Source organism: Methylobacterium sp. Leaf361, from assembly GCF_001424445.1.
In the GTDB taxonomy this organism is placed as follows: domain Bacteria; phylum Pseudomonadota; class Alphaproteobacteria; order Rhizobiales; family Beijerinckiaceae; genus Methylobacterium.
Genome location: NZ_LMPY01000034.1, coordinates 53689 through 74198 on the forward strand (window position 1 = coordinate 53689; position 20510 = coordinate 74198).

Genomic DNA, 20510 nt, shown 5'->3' on the forward strand with positions numbered 1-20510 from the left:
CCGGCGCGCCCTGCGCCCTCAGGCGGGCCGGACCACAGGGGCGTCCGGGAACGCCTCCGGGTAGGCGGCTTGGTAGGCCGCGGCGGCCCGCAGGACGAGGTCGTCCCGGAACCGGGCGGCGACCATCTGCAGCCCGATCGGCAGGCCGCCCGAATCGAAGCCGCAGGGCACCGAGAGCGCGGCCTGGCCGGTCATGTTGAACGGGTAGGTGAAGGGGCTCCAGTCGGTCCAGTCGGTCATGCCCTGCCCCTCGGGGAAGTCGATGCCCGCCGGGATCGCGGTGACCGGCATGGTCGGGGAGAGGAGCAGGTCGTAGCGCGCGTGGAAGCGCGCCATCGTGACCTTCAGCTCGGCCCGGACCTGCTCCGCCGCCAGGAGGTCCGTCGCGCTGGTGCGGCGACCGATCGCGGCGACGGCGACGAATCCGGGATCCATGCGCGCGCGATCCGTCTCGGTGGGGGCGCAGCGATCCACGAGGACCGCCATGGCGGAGAACCAGATCACCCGCAGCGCCTCCAGGGGCGAGGCGAAGCCGGGATCGGCCTCCTCGACGACGGCGCCCATCGCGGCGAGGCGGGCGGCGGCCCGGTCCACCGCGGCGGCGACCTCGGGATCGACGCGGGCGTAGCCGAAGGTCCGGCTGTAGCCGATGCGCAGGCCCGCGACGCCGCCGCGGGCGGCCTCCGTCCAGTCCGGGACGGGGCTCGGGCAGTCGCCGTACAGACCGTCCGGGGACGGGCCCGTGACGGCGTTCAGGAACAGGGCGGAATCCGCCACCGTCCGGGTGAGCGGGCCGCGATGGGCCATGTCCCGCAGCGGCGTCGGCGCGTCGGTAGCCAGCCAGCCGAAGGTCGGCTTGATCCCGAAGACGCCGCAGAACGACGACGGGATGCGGATCGAGCCCGCCCCGTCGGATCCCTCGTGCAGCACGCCCATGTTCAGGGCGGCGGCGACGCCGGCCCCGCCCGAGGAGCCCCCCGAGGCCCGGTCGGCGCCCCAGGGATTGACGGTGTTGCCGAAGGCCGGGCCGTGGGTCACGCCCTTCCAGCCGAATTCCGGCGACGTGGTCGTGCCGAGGATGACCGCCCCGGCGGCGCGCAGGCGCCGCATCACCAGGATCTCGTCGGTGGCCGGGGCCTCGCCGGTGAGCTTCGAGCCCCGCCGCCACGGGATGCCCTTGACGGCGGTCAGTTCCTTGATCGTCGTCGGCACCCCGTCGATCGGGCCGAGGGCCTCGCCCTTCGCCCAGCGCGCCTCCGAGGCCCGCGCGGCCTCGATTGCGAGGTCGGGCGCGACATACGCGAAGGCATTCACCTGCGGATTGAAACGCTCGATGCGCGCAAGCGCCGCCTGCGCGGCCTCGACCGGCGAGGCCCGGCCGGACGCGAACAGCGCCCCGAGTTCCACCGCGTCCATTGCGCCGAGATCGGTCCGGGTCGTCGTGCGGATCTGGTCCATCGGGCTCACGCGGCGATCGTGTCGAGGGCGCGGCCGACGGCGTCGAACATCGCGCCGATCTGCTCCGCGGTGATGATCAGCGGCGGGCAGAAGCACAGGGAATCGCCGATGGCGCGGGCGATCACCCCCTGTTCGAGGGCGGCGGCCTGGAGCGCGGCGCCGGCCGCGCCGGGCTTCGCCCCGGGTGCCGTCGCGGGCTTCAGCTCGAGGGCCCCGATCAGGCCGACGCCGCGCCACGTCTTCACCAGGGGGTGCTCGGCGAGCCCGGCCAGCCGGTCGAGGAAGAGCGGGCTGAGGCGCCGGCAATTCCCCACGAGGTCGCGCTCCTCGATGATCCGGATGTTCTCCAGGCCGACCGCGGTGGCGACGGGATGGCCCGAGGCCGTGTAGCCGTGGCCGAGCACGCCGAGCCGGGCGGATTCGTCGGCGATCGGCTCGTAGAAGTTCGCGTTCATCAGGATCGCCGAGAGCGGCATGTACGAGGAGGAGATCTGCTTCGAGAGGACCATCACGTCCGGCTCGATGCCGAAGGTCTCGCAGCCGAACATTGCCCCTGTGCGCCCGAAGCCGCAGATCACCTCGTCGGCCACCAGCAGCACGTCGTAGCGGCGCAGCACCGCCTGGATCTCCGCCCAGTAGTTCTCCGGCGGGACGTAGACCCCGCCTGAGGCCATCACCGGCTCGCCGAAGAAGGCCGCCACGGTGTCCGGCCCCTCGGCCAGGATCAATGCTTCGAGTTCGTCCGCCATGCGCCGGGAGAACGCGGCCTCGCTCTCGCCCGGCAGGGCCGACCCGGCGTAGTCGGGGCAGGAGACGTGCCGCATCCGGTCGAGCGGCAGGTCGAAGCTCTCGTGGTTGCGCGGAAGGCCGGTGATCGAGCCCGCCGCGATGGTGACGCCGTGATAGCCCTTCAGGCGGCCGATGATCTTCTTCTTCTCCGGCTTGCCCAGCGCGTTCGAGCGGTACCACGCCAGCTTGACGACGAGGTCGTTGGCCTCGGATCCGGAGGAGGTGAAGTGCACCTTCGACATCGGGACCGGCGCCAGGCTGATCAGCTTCTCGGCGAGGTCGACCGAGGGGCCGTGCGTCTTGTGCGCGAAGATGTGGTAGTACGAGAGCTGGTCCATCTGCCGCTTGGCGGCGTCTGACAGGCGCCGCTCGCCAAAGCCCACGGCGACCGACCAGAGACCCGCCAGCCCCTCGATGTAGCGCCGGCCGGCATTGTCGTAGACGTAGATCCCCTCCCCCCGCTCGATCACGAGCGCACCGGTCTTGTCGTAGTTGCGCAGGTCGACCAGCGGATGGAGCTGGTAGGCGATGTCGCGCGCCTCGACGGAGTTGGGCATGAAGGTCATCAGACGGGTGTCCTGATCGCGGCGGCAGGGAGAGCGAAGGCGGGGGCCTCCGGCGGGGTCGTGCGGGGCCTGCGGCCGGGGATCGCCGCCACGAGGCTGCGCGTGTAGGGCTCGCGCGGGTTCGAGAAGATCTCGGGCCCCGGCCCGATCTCCACGACCGAGCCCTTCTCCATCACCATCACGCGGTCGCAGATCTTGGCCGCAACCCGCAGGTCGTGGGTGATGAACAGGAGCGAGAGGTGCAGCTCCCGCTTCAACTCGTCGAGGAGGTCGAGGATCTGGGCCTGGATCGAGACGTCGAGGGCGCTGACCGCCTCGTCGGCCACGATGATCTCGGGCTTGAGCGCCAGGGACCGGGCGATGCCGATGCGCTGGCGCTGCCCCCCGGAGAACTCGTGGGGGTAGCGGTCCGCCGCCGAGCCGTCGAGGCCGACGCGCTCGAGCAGCGCGGACGCGGCTTTCAGGGCGGTCCCGACATCCTCGCCGTAGGCGATCGGGCCGTCGGCGATGGCCCGCCCGACGCGCACCCGCGGGTTCAGCGAGCCGTAGGGATCCTGGAAGACCATCTGGATCCGCCGCCGCGCCTGCCGCAGGGCCTCGCCCGACAGGCCGGCCATGTCGACGCCGCCGAGGCGCACCCGTCCGCCGTCCGGGTCCTGGAGCCGCACGAGGCACCGCCCCACCGAGGACTTGCCCGACCCGCTCTCGCCGACGATGCCCAGGGTCTCGCCGCGGCCGAGGGTGAACGAGACGTCGCGCACCGCCGCGACGGTCCGGGGCGCCCGGAACAGGCCGCCGCCGAGCGTGTAGGTCTTGGTCAGTCCCTCGACGTCGAGGACGGGAGCCCGGGGTGCCGCCCGCGCCGCCCGACCGGCCCCGACCCCGGCCCCGGCCTCCATGTCGGGGATCGCGGCGATCAGCTTGGCGGTATAGGGGTGGCGCGGCCGCTCGAGGATGTCGACGGCGCGGCCCTCCTCGACGATCCGGCCGTGCTGCATCACCGCCACCCGGTCGGCGATCTCGGCGACCACGCCGAAATCGTGGGTGATGAACATCACCGCCATGCCGCGCCGGGCCTGGAGATCGCGGATCAGGCGCAGGATCTGCGCCTGGGTGGTGACGTCGAGGGCGGTGGTCGGCTCGTCGGCGATCAGCACCTGCGGTTCGAGCGCCAGCGCCATGGCGATCATCACGCGCTGCCGCTGGCCGCCCGAGAGCTGGAACGGGTACGCGGCGGCGGCGCGGGCGGGGTCGGGCAGGCCGACCTCGGCCAGCAGCTCGAGGGCCCGGCTCCGGCGCGTCCGCGGCGTCAGCAGGCCGTGCGCCGCGAAGACCTCGGCGATCTGCGCCTCGATCCGCATCAGCGGGTTGAGGGCCGTCATCGGCTCCTGGAAGATCATCGCGATGCGCCGCCCGCGCACCGCGTAGAGGTCCGCCTCGTCGAGGGTGAGCAGGTCGGTCCCGCCGAGGAGGATCCGCCCGCCGACCGGCCGCACCGTCTCCGGCAGGAGACCCATCGCGGCGTTGGCCGACATCGACTTGCCCGACCCGCTCTCGCCGACGATGCAGAGGATCTCGCCGGCCCTCAGCGTGAAGCTCACTCTGTCCACCGCGTAAGGGCGGTCCGCGCCGGGCGGCAGGGCGATGGCGAGCTTCTCGACGACGAGGACCGGCTCGCCGGCGGCGTGAGTTTGCGGGGCGACGGTCATGGCTGCGGCCCTCATCGCGTCTTGCGCGACAGGCGCGGGTTGAGGGCGTCGTTCAGCCCCTCGCCGACGAGGTTCAGGGCGAGCACCGTCAGGAGAATCGCGACGCCGGGAAACAGGCTCACCCACCACGCCTGCCGGATCACTGTGCGCCCGGCGCCGATGACGTAGCCCCACGACATGATGTTGGGGTCGCCGAGCCCCATGAACGATAGGGCGCTCTCGAGCAGGATGGCGGCCGCCACCATCATGGTCCCGAGGACGATGACCGGCGAGAGCGTGTTAGGCAGGATCTGCCGCAGGATGATCGGGCCGCTGCGCTGGCCCGACAGCACCGCGGCCTGCACGAATTCCCGGCCGCGCAGCGCCATCACCTCGCCCCGCAGGAGCCGGGCCACCGGCGGCCAGCTCACGATCGCGATCGCCGCCACGATGGAGACGAGGCTCGGCCGGAAGATCGCCACCAGCACCACCGCGAGGGCGAAGTTCGGCACGCTCTGGAAGAACTCGGTGAAGCGCATCAGCAGGTCGTCGACCCGGCCGCCGAAATAGCCCGCGACGGCCCCGATCGGGATGCCGATCAGCAGGGCCGCGAGCGTCGAGACGAAGCCGACCAGCAGCGACACCCCGGCCCCGTGGGCGACCGCGGAGGCGATGTCCCGGCCCATCGTGTCGGTGCCCAGCGGGAAGCCGCTGTTGGTGAAGGGCGGCAGGAACGGGCGCTGCACCATCGCCCAGGGGGAGCGCGGGTAGAGCGCCGGCGCCGCCATCGCCAGGACCAGCACCAGGACGAGGATGACGATCCCCGCCACCGCGCCGCGGTTGCGGGCGTATCGGACCCAGAACGCCGTCATGCCGCAGCTCCGATACGGGGATCCACCAGCCGGTAGAGGATGTCGGTGATGAGGTTGAAGGCCAGCACCAGGGCGGCGGAGACGACGAAGATGCCGAGGAGGAGGTTGTAGTCGCGCTGCTCCAGGGCCTCGAACATCAGCCGGCCGATGCCCGGCCACGCGAACACGGTCTCGATCAGCACGGCGCCGCCCACGAGCTGGCCCGCCTGGAGGCCCGCCAGCGTCACGACCGGCAGGATGGCGTTGCGCAGGATGTGGCGGACCAGCACGGCGCGGGGGCGCAGCCCCTTGGCGCGGGCGGTCCGCACGAAGTCGAGCCGGCTCACCTCCAGCACCGAGGCCCGGGTCATGCGGGCGTAGACCGCCATGAAGAACAGGCCGAGGGTCAGGGCCGGCAGCACGAGGTGGTGGAGGATGTCGGCCGCCCGGTCGAGGCCGCTGTAGCCCGACCCGACGCTCTCGTAGCCGAAGCCGGGAAACCAGCCGAGCTGCACCGAGAACAGCAGCACCGCCATCAGCGCCAGCCAGAACAGCGGCGTGGCGTAGAACAGGAGGGCGAGGGTCGAGATGACCGAGTCGGAGACCTTGCCCTGGCGCGAGGCCGCCAGCGCCCCCGCCGCTACGCCGAGGACGAGGGAGATCAGGAAGGCCGAGCCCGACAGGAGCAGGGTGGCGGGCAGCCGGTCGGTGATCAGGTCGATCACCGGCATGCCCTGGCGGTAGGAATAGCCGAAGTCGAGCCGCAGGACGTTCGCGAGGTAGGTCAGGAGCTGGATCGGCAGCGGCTTGTCGAGGCCGAAGCGCTCGCGCAGCTGCTGCAGGAAAGCGGCGTCGGCATCGCCGGCCTCGCCCGCCATCACGGAGGCCGGATCCCCCGGCGCTGCGTGGATCAGCGCGAAGTTGAGGATGACGATCCCGACGAGGATGAGCGCCATCTTGCCCAGGCGCGAGGCGATGAAGCGGGGCATGACGGGAAGGGTCCTCCGCGCGCGAGAGCCCGGCCGGGGCGGCCGGTGGCTCGGTGTCGGACGGGGCCCCGCGATCGAGGCCGGGGCATGGGGGGCGGCGTGTCGGTCCGGCGCCGTCAGCGCTTGATCCACGTATCCCGCAGCGAGTCGTTGAGACCGTTGGCGGTGGTGATCAGGTCCTGGAAATTGCACCGGTAGATGACCGGGAAGCGCAGATCGAGCAGCCACGCCACGGGCACGTCCGCCTGAACCGCCTTCTGGACCTCGTCGTAGAGGTCCTGGCGCTTCCCGGCCGGCGTCGCCAGGGCCGCCTTGGCGAACAGCGCGTCCACGGCCGGGTTCGCGTAGCCCTCGACGTTGTTCCAGGGATTGCCCTTGGAAATCTGCGAGCTGATGTAGTTCCGCTCGACGCCGAGGGCCGGGTCGCCGTTCTGGAACAGGAAGGTGAAGGCCATGTCGTAGTCCCACTGGGACACGCGCTGGTTCCAGCCCGCCACGTCGGTGGCCTGGATCTCGACCGGGATGCCGACATCGCCGAGATTCTGCTTCACGGCCTCCGCCCAGCGCTGCCACGTCTCGCCGTAGGGGAGCGGCAGCAGCTTCAGCGGCTTGCCGTCGTAGTGCATCTCGGCGAGCAGCGCCTTGGCCTTCTTCGGATCGTGCGGATACTGCGGCTGGACGGCCTTGTAGAACGGTGTCGTCCCGGCGATCGGACCGGTGGCGACCTTGCCGATCCCGTTCCACAGGACGTCGAGGGCGAACTGCCGGTCCATGGCGTACATGACCGCCTGGCGAAACCGCACGTCGTTCATCGGCGGCTTGCGGTTGTTCAGCCAGAGAAACGACAGGGGCGAGTCGAACTCCTGTCCCTTCTGCGAGACGCAGGTGTTCTTCAGGGTCGTCAGCCGCGGCACGTCGAAATTCTCGACGGACCCGCCCGGCAGCACGTCGACCTTGCCGGTCTCGTAAGCCACGGCGCGCGAGGCGCCGTCCGGGATGACGTGGTAGTAGATGTCCTGAAGATAAGGCTTGCCGGTGAGATAGTAAGTCTCGTTCTTGACGAGGTGGATTGCGCTGCCCTTCCGCCAGCTCTCGAACTTGAACGGCCCGGTGCCGATCGGCCGGTCGTTCGCCGGGTTCGACGCGTAGTCGGTGCCCTCGTAGATGTGTTTGGGCACCATCGGCATCACCCAGAAGGCGAAGCTGCGGATGAAGGGCTCGAAGGGTTCCTTGAGGGTGAAGACCACCGTGTGATCGTCCGGCGCGGCGACACCGGCCACGCGGGTCATCGTGTTCCTGTGCCGCGGCTGCGTCTTCACGAGGAAGTCGTTGACCGAGAACAGAACGTCGGCCGCGGTAAACGGCTTGCCGTCGTGCCACGTCACCCCTTCATTGAGGTGGAACGTGTAGCGCAGCCCGTCGGGAGAGATCTCCCAGCTCTTCGCGAGGGACGGCAGTGGCTTGAGCTTGTCGTCGTAGCGCAGCAACCCCTCGTAGATCTGCCCGGCCACGAGCTGCGTCGGCGCGTTGGTCACGAGGCCCAGCATCAGGCTGGGCGGTTCCGGCTGGACGATCAGGTTGGCGCGACCGCCCGGGACGGGCTGCGCCTGACCGGCGGACGGTGCGGCGAGAGCCGCGATCGTGAGCAAGACTCGAAGGATGTGCGACATGGAAGCCTCGTACACTGACATTGCATGCGCGGAAAATCGATGTCGTAAGTATTTTATTTGATCTTGCCTTGTCGGAGCCGAGATTTATTCTCCACCATCTGAAGGCTGGCGGACTCACCCAAATGAGTGGTCGAGACTGTCCGGTCCGTGCCGATGCCCCGCGATATATCGGTATATCATTAGCGAATCAGAGCTTTGTCAAACCGTGGCGGCGGAGAAAGGCGCCACACGGCGCCTCTTTGTGCGCCATGGGCGCTCAAATGTTCAGCCTGCGGATCAGCGTGATGAGGCGCGGTCTGTTCGATCTGGGCCGCGCGGCAGGAACAGCAGCAATGGCCTGTTTCAGACCTGCTCTCGCATCAGGGTCGGATCGGACCCTCGTAGCATCCGAAGGCGAAATGAACGGAGATTGACATCCGGCATAGCATGCAGAGCTGATATCGGCTTCGGAACTGCCAGAGGCGACTATCGAACCTCTCGATCGGGCGCGGATGAGCTGGGTAGTTCTGGATGCTCACGAGCGGACGCGGCGAAGTGAGGCTGGTCAGAGTCTGGTGGGCGATCACGCAGTTTCGACGAGCCATCGGGGGCAGCTCTATCTATGCGTCGACGCGTAAGCCCGCGTTGGCGGAACGACCGCGCACCGCAGCCTTCAGCCAGGATCCGGCAATTCGCATTTTCCGAAGCACACCATAAGATAATCGTACTTCTCATCTGCGGTCCGTTCTAGCAGACCCAACTCACCAATCACCGTCACCGGCCCCGCGTACGACAGGTCGAAATCGCCTGTTCTCACCCCGCCGGCGGATCTCGTGATTGAAGCGTCTGCAAGTTTTCGGGAGCTGACATGGCAGTCGAGACCACAGACACCCTGGTCGTGGGAGCGGGCCAGTCGGGTATCGCGATGAGCGAGCATCTCAGCGCATTGAAGATCCCGCACATCGTGCTGGAGCGGGGGCGTATCGCGGAGAACTGGAGCTCCATGCGCTGGGACTCTCTCGTGGCCAACGGGCCGGCCTGGCACGATCGCTTCCCGAACCTCAAGTTCGAGGATGTGCATCCGGACGCATTTCCGAGCAAAGATCGCGTCGCGAAATACTTCAACGATTACGCTGCGATGATCGAGGCTCCCATTCGGACCGGCGTGGAGGTCAGGCACGTCAGGCACAGCCAGGGTCGCCCCGGCTACACCGTGACCACGTCGGACGGCATCTTCGAGGCGCGGCGCGTCGTTGCGGCGACCGGACCGTTCCAAGTGCCTTCGTTCCCGGACATCGTTCCCAGGGACGCGGCAGTCCATCAGTTACACTCCTCAGCATACAAGAATCCCGGCCAGCTGGCGGACGGCGCCGTGCTGGTCGTCGGATGCGGCGCGTCCGGCTCGCAGATCGCGGAGGAGCTCTGCAAGGCTGGACGGCGAGTCTACTTGTCCGTCGGCGAGCACTACCGGCCGCCCCGCGCCTATCGCCAGCGGGACTACTGTTGGTGGCTGGGCGCGCTCGGCCTCTGGGACGAAGTCAAGTCGAAGCGCAAGAAGCGCCACGTCGCCTTCGCGGTGAGCGGCTACGAGGGCGGCCGGACCGTCGATTTCCGGCGCCTGGCGCATATGGGCGTCACGCTGGTCGGCGTGACCCGCGCTTACGAGAACGGCACGCTCCACTTCGCGGACGACCTCGTGCGGAACATCGCCGAGGGCGACGAGGCCTATTTCGAGGTCCTCCGGGACGCCGACGCCTATATCGCGCGCAAGGGCATGAACCTGCCGCCCGAGCCCGAGGCGTGGCAGCGCTACGAGGACCCGGACTGCCTCAAGGAGCCGATCCTCAGCCTCGACTTGGGCAGAGCCGGCATCGGCACCATCCTGTGGGCGACCGGTTTCAGGTACGATTTCAGCTGGCTCGACGTCGACGCGTTCGACGAGCAGGGCATGCCCCTGCACAAGCGCGGCGTCTCCGCGGAGAACGGCATCTACTTCCTCGGCCTCCCCGACCTGACCAACCGCGCCTCCGCCTTCATCTACGGCTGCTGGCAGGATGCGAAGCACATCGCCGACCACATCGTGATCCAGCGCAACTACGACGCCTATACCCGGGCCTGACGGGCCGGAATTGGGCCGGAGGCGTCGCAGGAAACGGCCGTTGGCCGTGAGATCGCCTGTGCCAGCCTCTCAGTAGCCCCGCTTCAGGTCCACGCGGTGCTCGGGCGCGCGGCCCGCGCGCACCCGGTGGATGTTCTCGGCGATCTGCCGGGCCGCAGAGGCTGGGATCGCCACCGAGGCGAGGTGCGGCGTGACGAGGACGCTCTCCATCCCCCAGAGCGGGTGTCCCGCCGCGAGCGGCTCGGTCTCGAACACGTCGAGCGTCGCCCCGCCGAGGTGGCCGGCCGCCAGAGCCGCGACGAGCGCCGCCTCGTCGATCACGGCCCCGCGCGACACGTTGACGAGCGCGGCGCCCCGCGGCAGCGCGGCGAGCTCGTCCGCCCCGATCAGGCGCCGGGTCTCAGGGGTCAGCGGCAGCATCACCACCAGGATCTCGCTCCGCGCGAGGAACGGGATCAGCGCGTCCGATCCCGCGTGGCAGTCGACTCCGGGAAGCGCCTTCGGCGTGCGCGACCAGCCGGCGACGGAGAACCCCTGCCGCGCGAGTTCGAGCGCCGCCGCGCCGCCGAGCTCTCCGAGGCCCAGCACGCCGACCCGGATTTCCCGGGCCTCGCGCGGATGGACGTAGTGCCAGCGGCCGGCCCGCTGGGCCGCCTCGAAGGCCGGGATGTCGCGGGCGTAGCGCAGCACCGCGAACAGCACGTAGTGGGTCATCATCCGTGCCATCTCGGGGTCGGACAGGCGGGTGATCGGCACGTCGGGCAGGTCGTCCCGGCCGACGAGCGCGTCGGCGCCCGCGCCCAAGATGGTGACGAGCCGCAAGCCCGGATGCCGCGCGAAGAAGCCGGTCGGTGGCTTCCAGACCAGCGCGTAGCGGACATCGTCCCCAGGCCGGATCTCGTCCGGTGCCCTGACGCGCACGTCTGGCAGCAGCGCCTCCAGCGCCGCGCGCCAGGGCTCGATCGGATCGACGGCGCTCGCGAAGACGAGGGTCTCGGTCACGCGCGGACCTCCCGCACCAGGGTGGCGAGGGCGGTGATGGCCAACTCGTAGCCGAGGCCGCCGAGCCCCGCGACCACGCCGGTCGCCGCCCGCGAGACGTAGGAATGGTGACGGAAGGGCTCCCGCTTCCAGATGTTGCTCATGTGAACCTCGACGATGGGTCCGGGAAAGGCCAGCAGCGCGTCGAGGATCGCCACGGAGGTGTAGGTGAGCCCGGCCGCGTTGACGGCGAGGCCCGCGGCCGTGCCCCGCGCCTCCTGGATCCAGTCCACGAGCACGCCCTCGTGGTTCGACTGCCGGAAGTCGAGGCCGACCCCGACGCTCTCGGCGTGCCGCTCGCAGCGCGCCTTGAGCGCGGGGAAGCTCTCCGTGCCGTAGGTGCCGCTCGGGTCGAGCCCGTACAGGTTGGCGTTCGGACCGTTCAGGAAGAGGATCGGGATCGGCGCGGTCATGGAGCTTTCCTCGGGGCTTTCCTCAGGGGCTCGCGGCGCCGGGCACGGCTTCAGCGCGGCACCCGCCGCTCGATGGCGGGCGCGACCATGCCGGGGATGTAGGCGTCCGAGATGAAGGCCCGGCAATGGGTCTCGAAGGCCTCCACGAGGCGCGAGCGGTTGAGCTGCTTCAGGCGCGCGAGGCCGATGCGCATCGGGCGGTGCGTGCCGGCGAGCCGCACGCGCCGGAGCCGCTTCCCGTCGAGCGCGAGGTCGGAGCGCGGGCGCACGTTGAACAGGGTGTAACCGTGGCCGTTGGCCACCATTGTGCGCACCACCTCCTGGTGCGCGGAGCGCGCGGCGATCTTCGGCTGCAAACCCTCGGCCATGAAGAGGGCGAGGAAGTATTCGCGGCTCAGCGGCAGGTCGAGGAGGATCATCGGCTCGTCCACGATGTCGGCCATCGCGACGGCGGTTTGCTCCGCCAGCGGGTGCCCCTCCGCCACAAGGACGTGCGGCGGCAGGTCGACGAGGGGGGTGAAGTGAATGTCGTCCGGCACGTGCAGGTCGTAGGTCAGCACGACCTCGGTCTCGGAACGGCGCAGGCCGACGATGAGCTGTTCCTGGTCGCCCTCGACGTAGCGGATCTGCGTGGCCGGGAAGGCGGTGGTGAAGGCGTGGGCGAGTTCGGGCACGAGCATCGGCGCGAGCGTCACCATGCAGCCGAGCGAGAGGGGGCCCCGCACCTGTCCCCCCGCCTCCGAGGCCAGGGTGTAGAGCCCCTCGGCCTGTTCCACGAGGGCCTTGGCTTCGCGCAGCACCTCGCGGCCGATCGGCGTCAGCGTGAGCCCCTGCGCGTGGTGACGGACGAAGAGCTGCACGGAGAGTTCCCGCTCCAGATGCGCGATGGCTGTCGAGATCGAGGGCTGCGAGATGTGGATGCGCTCGGAGGCGAGCGTGATGCTGCCGGTCTGCCCGGCGGCGATGAAGTATTCGAGCTGGCGCAGAGTGAACCGCATTCGCTGCCTTCAGCGCGCGGCCGGTCGACCTCGATGCCGCTTCGCGTCCCGTCCTCGATCATAGGTCGCCCGGGACTCCGTAGCTCGGGGCGGAGACCGGGTCGAGGGCGCGGGTGACGTAGGCGTCGAGCTGCGGCCGGTAGACGTCCCACAGCGCGGCGAGGCTGGCGATCGGGCAATCCTCCGTCCAGTCGACGCGCAGGTCCGCAACGGGCCACGCGACCTCGCGCACCAGCATCAGGCCGGCCGACCGCACCGGGCCAGCCTCCCCGCCGGCGGCGAGCGCCGCCCGCATCGCGACGAGCAGACGGTCGCCGAGATGGCCGGAGGTGCCGAGAAAGGCCTCGACCATGGCGGCGGGCACGCGCGCATCGGCCAGAAGGTTGCCGCCGCAGGCGACGTTCTCGGCGCGCGCCTGGGCCCAGGTCCCGAGCGCCTTGGGCCCGGAATGGATCGCCGTGCCGCCGGCCGCGTCCACGACGAGCACTTGGCGGTACGCCATCGGGCCGCCGGTCCGCCGCAGGACGGCGACGGTCTCCGCTGCGTCGGCCCCGAGCGCCATCAGATCGAGAGCTTGCCGGCCGAGCCGCGGGTCGGTCACGTTCTGGCTCGCGACCGCACCGATCCCCGCACGGGCATGGGCGCAGCGCGCCGCGACGGCGGGTGAAGAGGACGAGACCGCGACGCCGAACATGCCGGTCGACGCGCAGCGCGCCACGATCGAGAACGTCATGCCGCCTCCGGGATGACCGCGATGGCGTCGATCTCGACCAGCCACTCCGGCCGGGCGAGCGCGGAGACCACGATCCCGGTCGAGACCGGATGGACGCCCTTCAGCCAGCGGCCGACCGTGCGGTAGACCGGCTCGCGGTAGCGCGGGTCGACGAGGTAGATCGTGATCTTGCAGATGTGCTCGAGCCGAGATCCCGCCTCGTCCAGCAACATCGCGATATTGGCCATCGCCTGCTCGGTCTGACCGGCGGCGTCGCCGATCGCGACGCTCGCGGAGCTGTCGAGGTCTTGACCGATCTGCCCGCGCACGAAGACCATTTGGCCCCGGGCCACCACGGTCTGGCAGAGATCGTTGTCGAGCTGCTGCTCCGGATAGGTGTCGCGGGTGTTGAAGGGACGGATCCGCTTGTGGACGGTCATCGGGTCGTTCCTACCTCGGGCAAGAGCGCAGGCTGCCTGTCGCTGCGGCGCCGGGGGGCGCCCCGAGAACAGGGCGGCCCGCCGTGGCAGGCAGAGGGCACGCAGCCGGCCGCGCGACGCATCGGGATCGAACGGTGGCGCCCGCCTTCAGATTTGAGCACGACGAGGATAACAATCCGGTCGGTCGCAACAACAATCACTTGCTGGGGTCGTAGTTCGGAAAATCCGAAGCCGCCGAGGGCCCGGAGGCGAGCGCCGCGCTTCGGGTTGCCTCGGGCTGCGAGCCGACGCGACGGTCCGGTTGGTCCAGCGAGATGGGTGATCCACCGCGCGCCACCCCTGTCACGGCATCCCGGATGCGGGCCGAAACGCCGGATCGGGTCGTCGACTTCAAGTGCGTCAGCGCGCATCGTTCGCCGCCTCGTACTGGGGCCACGCATTAATCCTCGGGCTTCGTGCGCTGCATCGACGGCCGCCGGCTGAACGCCGCGTACCACGCGGCAGCGGCGGGCCGTCCGGTGCGCCAGCCGAGGTCGGGGAAGCGGAAATCAAGGTAGCCGAGGGCGCAGGCCGTGGCGACCGTGCCGATGTCGAGCGCGCCCGCAGGCCCGACGCGAGTCGCCTCGATCCGGTCGAGGGCGCCGGCGACCTTCGCGATCTGCCCCACCTCCCAGGCGTCCCAGCGCGAGGAGGCCGGCCGGATCATGCGCTCGTAGCGGAGCAGCAGCGCGGCATCGAGCAGCCCATCGGCGAGGGCTTGGCGGGCGAGCGCGTCCCAACGGGCCTCCCCCTCCGGGAAGAAGCGAGGACCGGCGGAGCGGGCGTCGAGGTATTCGCAGATCACCCGGCTGTCGAACAGCGCGGTTCCATCGGCCAGCACTAGGGCCGGGATCTTGCCGAGCGGGTTGTGGCCCACCGTCCCGGGGTTGCGTTCTGTCGGCGAGGCCGTGACCGGAACGATCTCGATCGCCTCGGCCTGACCGGTTTCGTGGGCCAGGACCATGACCTTTCGGACATAAGGCGAGGTTCGCGCGTAGAGGAGCTTCATCGGGCTGGATCGTCCTGTCCCGAGCCCGTCCGGCCCGCTTGTCCATTCGGGCTCCCCGGCTCGGCCGGGAAGGCGACGAGGCCCGCCTGCGGCACGAGCAGGGCCACCGGGGATCCGGGGGCGTAGGTGGCGAGCGCCCCGTGCCCCGGCATCCGCACCACCACCCGCCCCCCGCTGATGGGACCGGAACGGAGGTCGGCGTGCAGGTCGATATGCAGGTCGATGTGCGAGCCCTGGTAGACGAGGGCCGCAACCCGGGCCGGCAGGGTGCCGCTCTCGCCCGCCGGGCGAACGCCGAGGTGATCCGGCCGCACGAACACGTCGACCGCGGCGCCGGTCGCACAGTCCCGCAGGGTGTCGGCCTCGACCTCGCGGCGCAGGTCACCGATCGCGACCGTCGCGCGCTCGCCGGCCCGCGCTTCGAGGTGGCCGAGCAGGAGGTTCACGTCGCCGATGAAGCCCGCCACGAAGCGGTCCTGTGGATGACGGTACACCTGATCCGGCGTGCCGATCTGCCGGACGCGACCGGCCGACATCACGACGATCCGGTCCGACATGCTCAGCGCCTCGCCCTGGTCGTGCGTGACGAAGACCGTCGTCACGCCGAGCCGGCGCTGGATCTCTTTCAGTTCGACCTGCATCGCCCCGCGCAAGTTCTTGTCGAGCGCCGAGAACGGCTCGTCGAGGAGGAGGACCTTCGGGCGGATGACGATGGCGCGGGCGAGCGCGACGCGCTGCTGCTGCCCGCCGGAGAGTTGCCGCGGCGAGCGGTCCGCGAAGCCCGAGAGCTTCACGAGGGCAAGGGCCTCCTCCACGCGCGCGGCGATCTCCCGTCTCGGCACGCCGCGCACGCGCAGACCGTAGCCGACGTTCTTCGCGACGCTCATGTGCGGGAACAGGGCGTAGTTCTGGAAGACGATGCCGACCTCGCGCTCGTAGGGCGGGGTGGCGGTCACGAGGTCGTCCCCGATGAAGATCTCGCCCGCATCCGCCTCCAGGAAGCCCGCCATCAGGTTGAGCAGGGTGGTCTTGCCGCAGCCCGAGGGTCCGAGCAGCGTCAGGAACTCGCCCTGCTCCACCTGCAGCCAACTCTCCTCCAGCGCGGTGACCGCGCCGAAGCGTTTGACCACGCCGTCGAGGCGGACCGCCGGTCTTGCCCGGGGCGCCGCGGCCGTGGGGGGCCGGGGTGCCGCCGCGGTGTGATCAAGAGCCTTGCTCAACATTCAGAACCTTGCCGAGCCCGAGAAACGTGTTGGCGATGATCAGGGCAAGGGCCGTGACCGCGATGTAGATCACCGAGACGGCCGCGAGCGTCGGGTCCGCGAATTCGCGGACGTAGCCGTACATCGCCACCGGCAAGGTCTGGGTCGCCTGCCCCGTCACGAAGAGCGAGGCGGTGAACTCGTTGAAGGACAGGATCGCCGCGAACAGCCAGCCGCTGGCGAGGCCAGGCGCGAGGAGCGGCAGGGTTACGGTGGTGAGCACGCGGCCCGGCCGGGCGCCGAGGCTCGCGGCGGCCAGCTCCAGCCGCTCGTCGATGTTCTGCAGCGAGATGTAGACCGAGCGGATCACGAAGGGCAGCACCACCACGACGTGGGTGAGGACCACGACGGAGAAGCCCCGCGCCGCGCCGATGCCGGTGGCCAGGACCAGGAGGCCGAGGCCGATGGTGAAGTGCGGCACGATCAGCGGCGAGAGCAGCACGCCCTCCAGCGCCGCCTTGAAGCGGAATGCGTATCGCTTCAAGGCGATCGCGAAGCCGGTGCCCACGGCGAGCGCGATCGTGGAGGCCCAGGCGGTGACGACGAGGCTGTTCCACAGGCCCGTCTGGAAATCCCGGTAGGTCAGGGCCCGGGTGAACCAGCGCGTCGAGTACTTGGCCGGCGGGAAGCTCAGGATCGCACGGTCGTTGAACGCGGCGAGCGTCACCACGAAGGCTGGCAGCACGATGAAGGCGAGGATCAGCCCGACGAGGACCTTTCCGGAGATCCCGAGAAGCCGGGTGCGGAGGCCGCGGCGCATCAGTGGCCTCCGAGCGCTTCGAGCGGGCGGGCGCAGCGGCGCACGAGCCACATCGTTCCGAGCGCCAGGACGAGACCGGCGAGGCTCAGGGACGCCGCGACCGGGAAATTGAAGGAGGACAGGCCGAGCTGGTAGACTAGCGTCGAGACAACCCCAACCTTTCCGCCGCCGATCACCTGGGGCGTCGCGAAGGCGCTGAAGGTCCAGGCGAAGGCGGTGGTGAAGCCCGCCACCACGCCGGGCATCGAGAGCGGCAGCGTCACGGTGAGGAACGCACGCACCGGCCCGGCGCCGAGACTCTGGGCCGCGCGCTCGTAGTCGCGGTCGATATGCGCGAGGGCCGCTGCCAGCATGATGACCATCACCGGCAGCGTGACGTGGACGAGGGCGATGATCACCCCGAGCTCGGTGAACATGAGCTGGATCGGCCGCTCGATCAGGCCGAGCTGGCGCAAGGTGGCGTTCACGAAGCCGGAATTGCCGAGCACCACCGTCCAGGCATAGGTGCGCACCACCTCGCCAAGGAAGAGCGGGGTCACTGCGACGATCAGGATGACGGACTTCAGCAGGAGCGAGCGGGTTCGCACCAGGGCGTAGGCGACGGGGTAGCCGACGACCAGGGTGATCAGCGCCGTCTCGAAGCAGATCAGCACCGTATCGCGCAGCGCCCGGAGCACGATCGGGCGGTTGAGATCGGAGAAGTTTTCCAGCGTGAGCCCGCCGACGTCGAGGGAGCCCGGCACGTAGGCGTGCAGGCTGTAGCGTAGGATCGCCGCCATGGCGGCCACGATCGCGGCGGCGATCAGCACCGCCGGCGTCACGAACAGTGGCAGGAAGGGCCGGCGGCGGATCGCGGGTGTCATAAGGCTTCCGGTCGAGCGAGGCGCATGACGCGGGCCCTAGCGTGCCATGATGTTCTCTGCGAACCACTTGCGCCAGAGAGCGGTCTTCTCGGCCCGGAGCTTCGGGTCGATATTGATAGCCTGGCTCTTCCACTGATCGGCGGAGGTGAACACACCCGGGAGCTTGGCGATCTCGGGATCGACCTTGGCGTTGGTGACGGTCGGGCTGCCCTTCTTCAGCTGCGCGATCTTGGCCTGGACCTCGGGGTCGAGAGCGATATTGATGAACTTATAAGCGAGTTCTGCCTTCTTGGACCCCTTGTTGATCGCGACCGTGTCGATGCCGAGAACGCCACCCTCCTTCGGGATCACGACGGTGATCGGCACGTCCTGGCCCTTCATGTAGTAGGCGTTCATGGTCAGCACGACCTGAACGGGCGTCTCGCCGGTGGCGATCAGCTGCTGGCTGTTGGCGTCGTTGGTATAGAATGCCCGGAAGTTCGGTTTCAGCGCCTCGAGCTTGGCCTGACCCTTCTCCCAGGTCGCCGGATCGCCGCCCGAGAGCAGCGCCGAGACGGCGATGATGTGGCTCGGGTCGAAATCGGGCGCGGCGAGGCTGTTCTTGAGCTTCGGGTCCCAGAGATCGGCCCAGGAGCCGAAGGTCATGCCCTTGGGCACGAGGTCTGCGCGATAGCCGATCGTGTAGACGTAGCCCCACGTGCCGAGATGCGCGGGGCTGACCCGGGCCTGCTCGACAAGGTTCGTCGCGTTCGGGATTTTGGCCAGGTCGAGCGTCTCGAACAGGCCGTCGTTGACGTACAGCCAGCCGACATGGGCAGTCGTGAAGGTCACATCGCTCTCGGGCGCGTCCTTGGCGAGCTTGGCCTTGTTGAGCCGATCGATGGTACCGCCGGTGATGTACTCGACCTCGGCACCGGTCTCCGCCTTGAACTTAGTGGCGATGGCCTCGTCGATCAGATCGCGGAAGCTGCCGCCCCAGGTGCTGACGACGAGCTTCTCGGCCGCCTGTACTGGAATGATGGATGCGATGAGGGCGGAGGCAGCAAGGAGCGGGGTCAGGAGACGCATCACGTCGACAGTTCCTTTCTCTGTAGTCTCGCCTGTCAGGCAAATCTGATGCCAATAGGTCGTCTCGATTTGGATACGTTTTCAGCTCTCGATCGAGATTTTCTTTGTCGAAAGGCTGTTTCGATCTGTCCACATCAATCCGCCATCGTAGCCCCCCTCGATAACGGTCGCTAGGAATACTGGCGTCTATCCCTGGCACTCCTCTCCGGAGGCGCGCCTCGCGCCACCATCAAGGTTCTGCGTCGCGCTCATGCAGGAGGTCCTGTCACCGTCGCTGGCGGGGCGGTTTATCCGTCAGTGGAGGCGTATCTCGACAGGAAAGGCTAAATGGCCGCACCCGCTCATCAAGCACGATTTCCAGAAGCCTATGGATCGGAAATCCTGAGGCAGCCGTAAGTCGGGACCGGATGCAGCTCGAGACCGCGACCAAGAGGTGCAGAACCGCCGGGCCGACGCGCTAGTTTGGACGACCGGCTCGAGGGCTCGCGCGGGGGCGCCCGGAGAATCGAACGGTCGATGGCGTAAACCTCGCTATTCATTAAAACCGCGGTGCGAGATCCCACCGCGTCCGCGTGTTCGAGCATTACGGCGATGGACGAGGGACTCCCGTCTCGCTGACGTACGCTGCTCAGACCGAGGCCGGGGTCCGCCCATGGCGTGATCGGGCCCAGTGCCTGTCTTCGCTTAACGTCCGCTTCGTGGATGCGGTCGCGGACGACCGTACGGCTGCACTGGGCGCTTTGCTGCCGAGCTGGCTTGAAAGCCCCTCGACAATGGAGCCGAGGGGCAAGGCGCTCAAATTTCAGTACCTTCGGCTAGGGTCAGAGCATCTTCGACGTCCACACCGAGGTATCTGACCGTGCTTTCGATCTTGGTATGGCCGAGTAGGATCTGGACGGCACGCAGGTTGCCGGTCCGCTTGTAGATCAGCGACGCCTTCGTGCGGCGGAGGGAATGGGTTCCGTAGTCCTCGCTGCGCAACCCGATACCCGTGACCCATTCATCGACCAGGCGCGCATACTGCCGGGTACTGATGTGCGTGACGCCGTCAAGCCGGCTCGGGAAGGCATAGTCGTCGATCGTTCCACCCCTGGCCTCAAGCCATGCGAGGATGCTGGTGCGGGCAGGTTCGAGCAGTTTGAACTGCACCGGCCGACCGGTCTTGCGCTGGATGACGATTGCCCGGCTACGGACCCGACCCCCGCTGACGAGGTCGCCGATCTTGAGCTTGACGATGTCGCAGCCGCGCAGCTTGCTGTCGATGGCGAGATCGAACATCGCCCGGTCGCGTGTGCGCCGCTCGCGATCGAGCCAGAACCGGATGGCCCAGACTTGCTGAGGTTTGAGGGCTCGTTTGGCCCCGAGCTTGCGGCCAGCGTTCCAGGCTGGCCGCCCTTTCGTGGCCGGATCGTGTGCAGAGTGTCCCATCATCTGTCTCCTCGCCGGCTCATGCCAGCGAGGCGAGGAGACACCCGAACCGAGGCTCTGAAGATGGGGGCATATGCGGACGTTCCGCTGGCGACCCAACTCGGACGCTCAGACCTCTGTCGCAGCTTCTCCAAAGCGGCCGTTCCTCCGCCCTTCGACAACTTCAGCTCAAAGCGGCACACCAACCTTCATCCGCTATATGCACTCGGACATGTCCCTTACAGAACTCTGCAGGTTATCCAGTGCGTGCGCTCTTACTCGGACAGGTTCCTAGCGCGTCATCCGGTCGATGGGACGGCCGCCGTCCGCCTTCTTGCATGGCAGCGCGAAAATCTCGCCTTGCGCCGTCCGCACCTCGATCTGGTGCA

General features: G+C 68.9%; 18 protein-coding genes. 1 reads left to right on the top strand and 17 read right to left on the bottom strand.

Features of this window, described 5'->3' with window-relative positions; genetic code table 11:
* Window positions 1-18 precede the first annotated feature (18 nt).
* The 6 genes from ASG32_RS20995 to ASG32_RS21020 form a co-directional block, all read right to left on the bottom strand.
* Window positions 19-1458: an amidase gene (locus tag ASG32_RS20995; RefSeq protein ID WP_175556399.1), complete on the bottom strand. Its 1440-nt coding sequence runs from the start codon at window positions 1456-1458 to the stop codon at window positions 19-21.
* Window positions 1459-1463: 5 nt separating this feature from the next.
* A complete protein-coding gene (locus ASG32_RS21000; RefSeq protein WP_056530291.1) occupies window positions 1464-2813 on the bottom strand; it encodes an aspartate aminotransferase family protein in 1350 nt (449 codons plus the stop codon).
* On the bottom strand, window positions 2813-4522 hold the full coding sequence (locus ASG32_RS21005; protein ID WP_056530294.1) for an ABC transporter ATP-binding protein: 1710 nt from the start codon (window positions 4520-4522) through the stop codon (window positions 2813-2815). Before ASG32_RS21005 ends, ASG32_RS21000 begins: the two co-directional genes overlap by 1 nt.
* Window positions 4523-4533: 11 nt before the next feature.
* Window positions 4534-5373: an ABC transporter permease gene (locus tag ASG32_RS21010; protein WP_056530297.1), complete on the bottom strand. Its 840-nt coding sequence runs from the start codon at window positions 5371-5373 to the stop codon at window positions 4534-4536.
* The gene (locus ASG32_RS21015) at window positions 5370-6341 is read right to left on the bottom strand and encodes an ABC transporter permease (RefSeq protein ID WP_056530300.1); all 972 of its coding nucleotides are present in this window, start codon (window positions 6339-6341) and stop codon (window positions 5370-5372) included. The genes ASG32_RS21010 and ASG32_RS21015 overlap by 4 nt, the downstream gene beginning before the upstream one ends.
* A 116-nt stretch (window positions 6342-6457) precedes the next feature.
* Window positions 6458-8011 carry an ABC transporter substrate-binding protein gene (locus tag ASG32_RS21020; protein ID WP_056530303.1) on the bottom strand — a complete coding sequence of 518 codons (1554 nt, stop codon included), beginning with the start codon at window positions 8009-8011 and terminating at the stop codon, window positions 6458-6460.
* An 847-nt stretch (window positions 8012-8858) separates the two neighbouring features.
* Here ASG32_RS21020 and ASG32_RS21025 point away from each other — a divergent pair.
* On the top strand, window positions 8859-10109 hold the full coding sequence (locus ASG32_RS21025) for an NAD(P)/FAD-dependent oxidoreductase (RefSeq protein WP_056530306.1): 1251 nt from the start codon (window positions 8859-8861) through the stop codon (window positions 10107-10109).
* 69 nt (window positions 10110-10178) lie between these two features.
* On the opposite strand, the gene ASG32_RS21030 is transcribed toward ASG32_RS21025, so the two are convergent.
* The 11 genes from ASG32_RS21030 to ASG32_RS21080 all read right to left on the bottom strand — a co-directional run bounded on the left by ASG32_RS21030 (window position 10179) and on the right by ASG32_RS21080 (window position 20142).
* Window positions 10179-11111, bottom strand: a complete 933-nt coding sequence (locus ASG32_RS21030; RefSeq protein ID WP_082557987.1) for a glyoxylate/hydroxypyruvate reductase A — start codon at window positions 11109-11111, stop codon at window positions 10179-10181.
* On the bottom strand, window positions 11108-11563 hold the full coding sequence (locus ASG32_RS21035; RefSeq protein WP_056530308.1) for a type II 3-dehydroquinate dehydratase: 456 nt from the start codon (window positions 11561-11563) through the stop codon (window positions 11108-11110). The genes ASG32_RS21030 and ASG32_RS21035 overlap by 4 nt, the downstream gene beginning before the upstream one ends.
* Window positions 11564-11613: 50 nt before the next feature.
* Window positions 11614-12561: a LysR family transcriptional regulator gene (locus ASG32_RS21040; RefSeq protein ID WP_056530311.1), complete on the bottom strand. Its 948-nt coding sequence runs from the start codon at window positions 12559-12561 to the stop codon at window positions 11614-11616.
* A 58-nt stretch (window positions 12562-12619) separates the two neighbouring features.
* Window positions 12620-13294, bottom strand: a complete 675-nt coding sequence (locus ASG32_RS21045; protein WP_056530314.1) for a DUF1028 domain-containing protein — start codon at window positions 13292-13294, stop codon at window positions 12620-12622.
* Window positions 13291-13713: a RidA family protein gene (locus ASG32_RS21050; protein ID WP_056530317.1), complete on the bottom strand. Its 423-nt coding sequence runs from the start codon at window positions 13711-13713 to the stop codon at window positions 13291-13293. Before ASG32_RS21050 ends, ASG32_RS21045 begins: the two co-directional genes overlap by 4 nt.
* A 439-nt stretch (window positions 13714-14152) precedes the next feature.
* Window positions 14153-14761: a glutathione S-transferase N-terminal domain-containing protein gene (locus tag ASG32_RS21055; protein ID WP_056530320.1), complete on the bottom strand. Its 609-nt coding sequence runs from the start codon at window positions 14759-14761 to the stop codon at window positions 14153-14155.
* Complete coding sequence (locus ASG32_RS21060; RefSeq protein ID WP_348271896.1) at window positions 14758-15891, bottom strand: ABC transporter ATP-binding protein; 1134 nt, start codon at window positions 15889-15891, stop codon at window positions 14758-14760. Before ASG32_RS21060 ends, ASG32_RS21055 begins: the two co-directional genes overlap by 4 nt.
* A 73-nt stretch (window positions 15892-15964) precedes the next feature.
* Window positions 15965-16783 carry an ABC transporter permease gene (locus ASG32_RS21065; RefSeq protein WP_056530326.1) on the bottom strand — a complete coding sequence of 273 codons (819 nt, stop codon included), beginning with the start codon at window positions 16781-16783 and terminating at the stop codon, window positions 15965-15967.
* Window positions 16783-17646 carry an ABC transporter permease gene (locus tag ASG32_RS21070; RefSeq protein WP_082557988.1) on the bottom strand — a complete coding sequence of 288 codons (864 nt, stop codon included), beginning with the start codon at window positions 17644-17646 and terminating at the stop codon, window positions 16783-16785. Before ASG32_RS21070 ends, ASG32_RS21065 begins: the two co-directional genes overlap by 1 nt.
* Window positions 17647-17682: 36 nt before the next feature.
* Window positions 17683-18714 (bottom strand): ABC transporter substrate-binding protein, encoded by a 1032-nt coding sequence (locus ASG32_RS21075; protein ID WP_107351981.1) that lies wholly within the window; start codon window positions 18712-18714, stop codon window positions 17683-17685.
* Window positions 18715-19509: 795 nt separating this feature from the next.
* A complete protein-coding gene (locus ASG32_RS21080) occupies window positions 19510-20142 on the bottom strand; it encodes a tyrosine-type recombinase/integrase (RefSeq protein WP_056530909.1) in 633 nt (210 codons plus the stop codon).
* Between the last annotated feature and the right edge of the window lie 368 nt (window positions 20143-20510).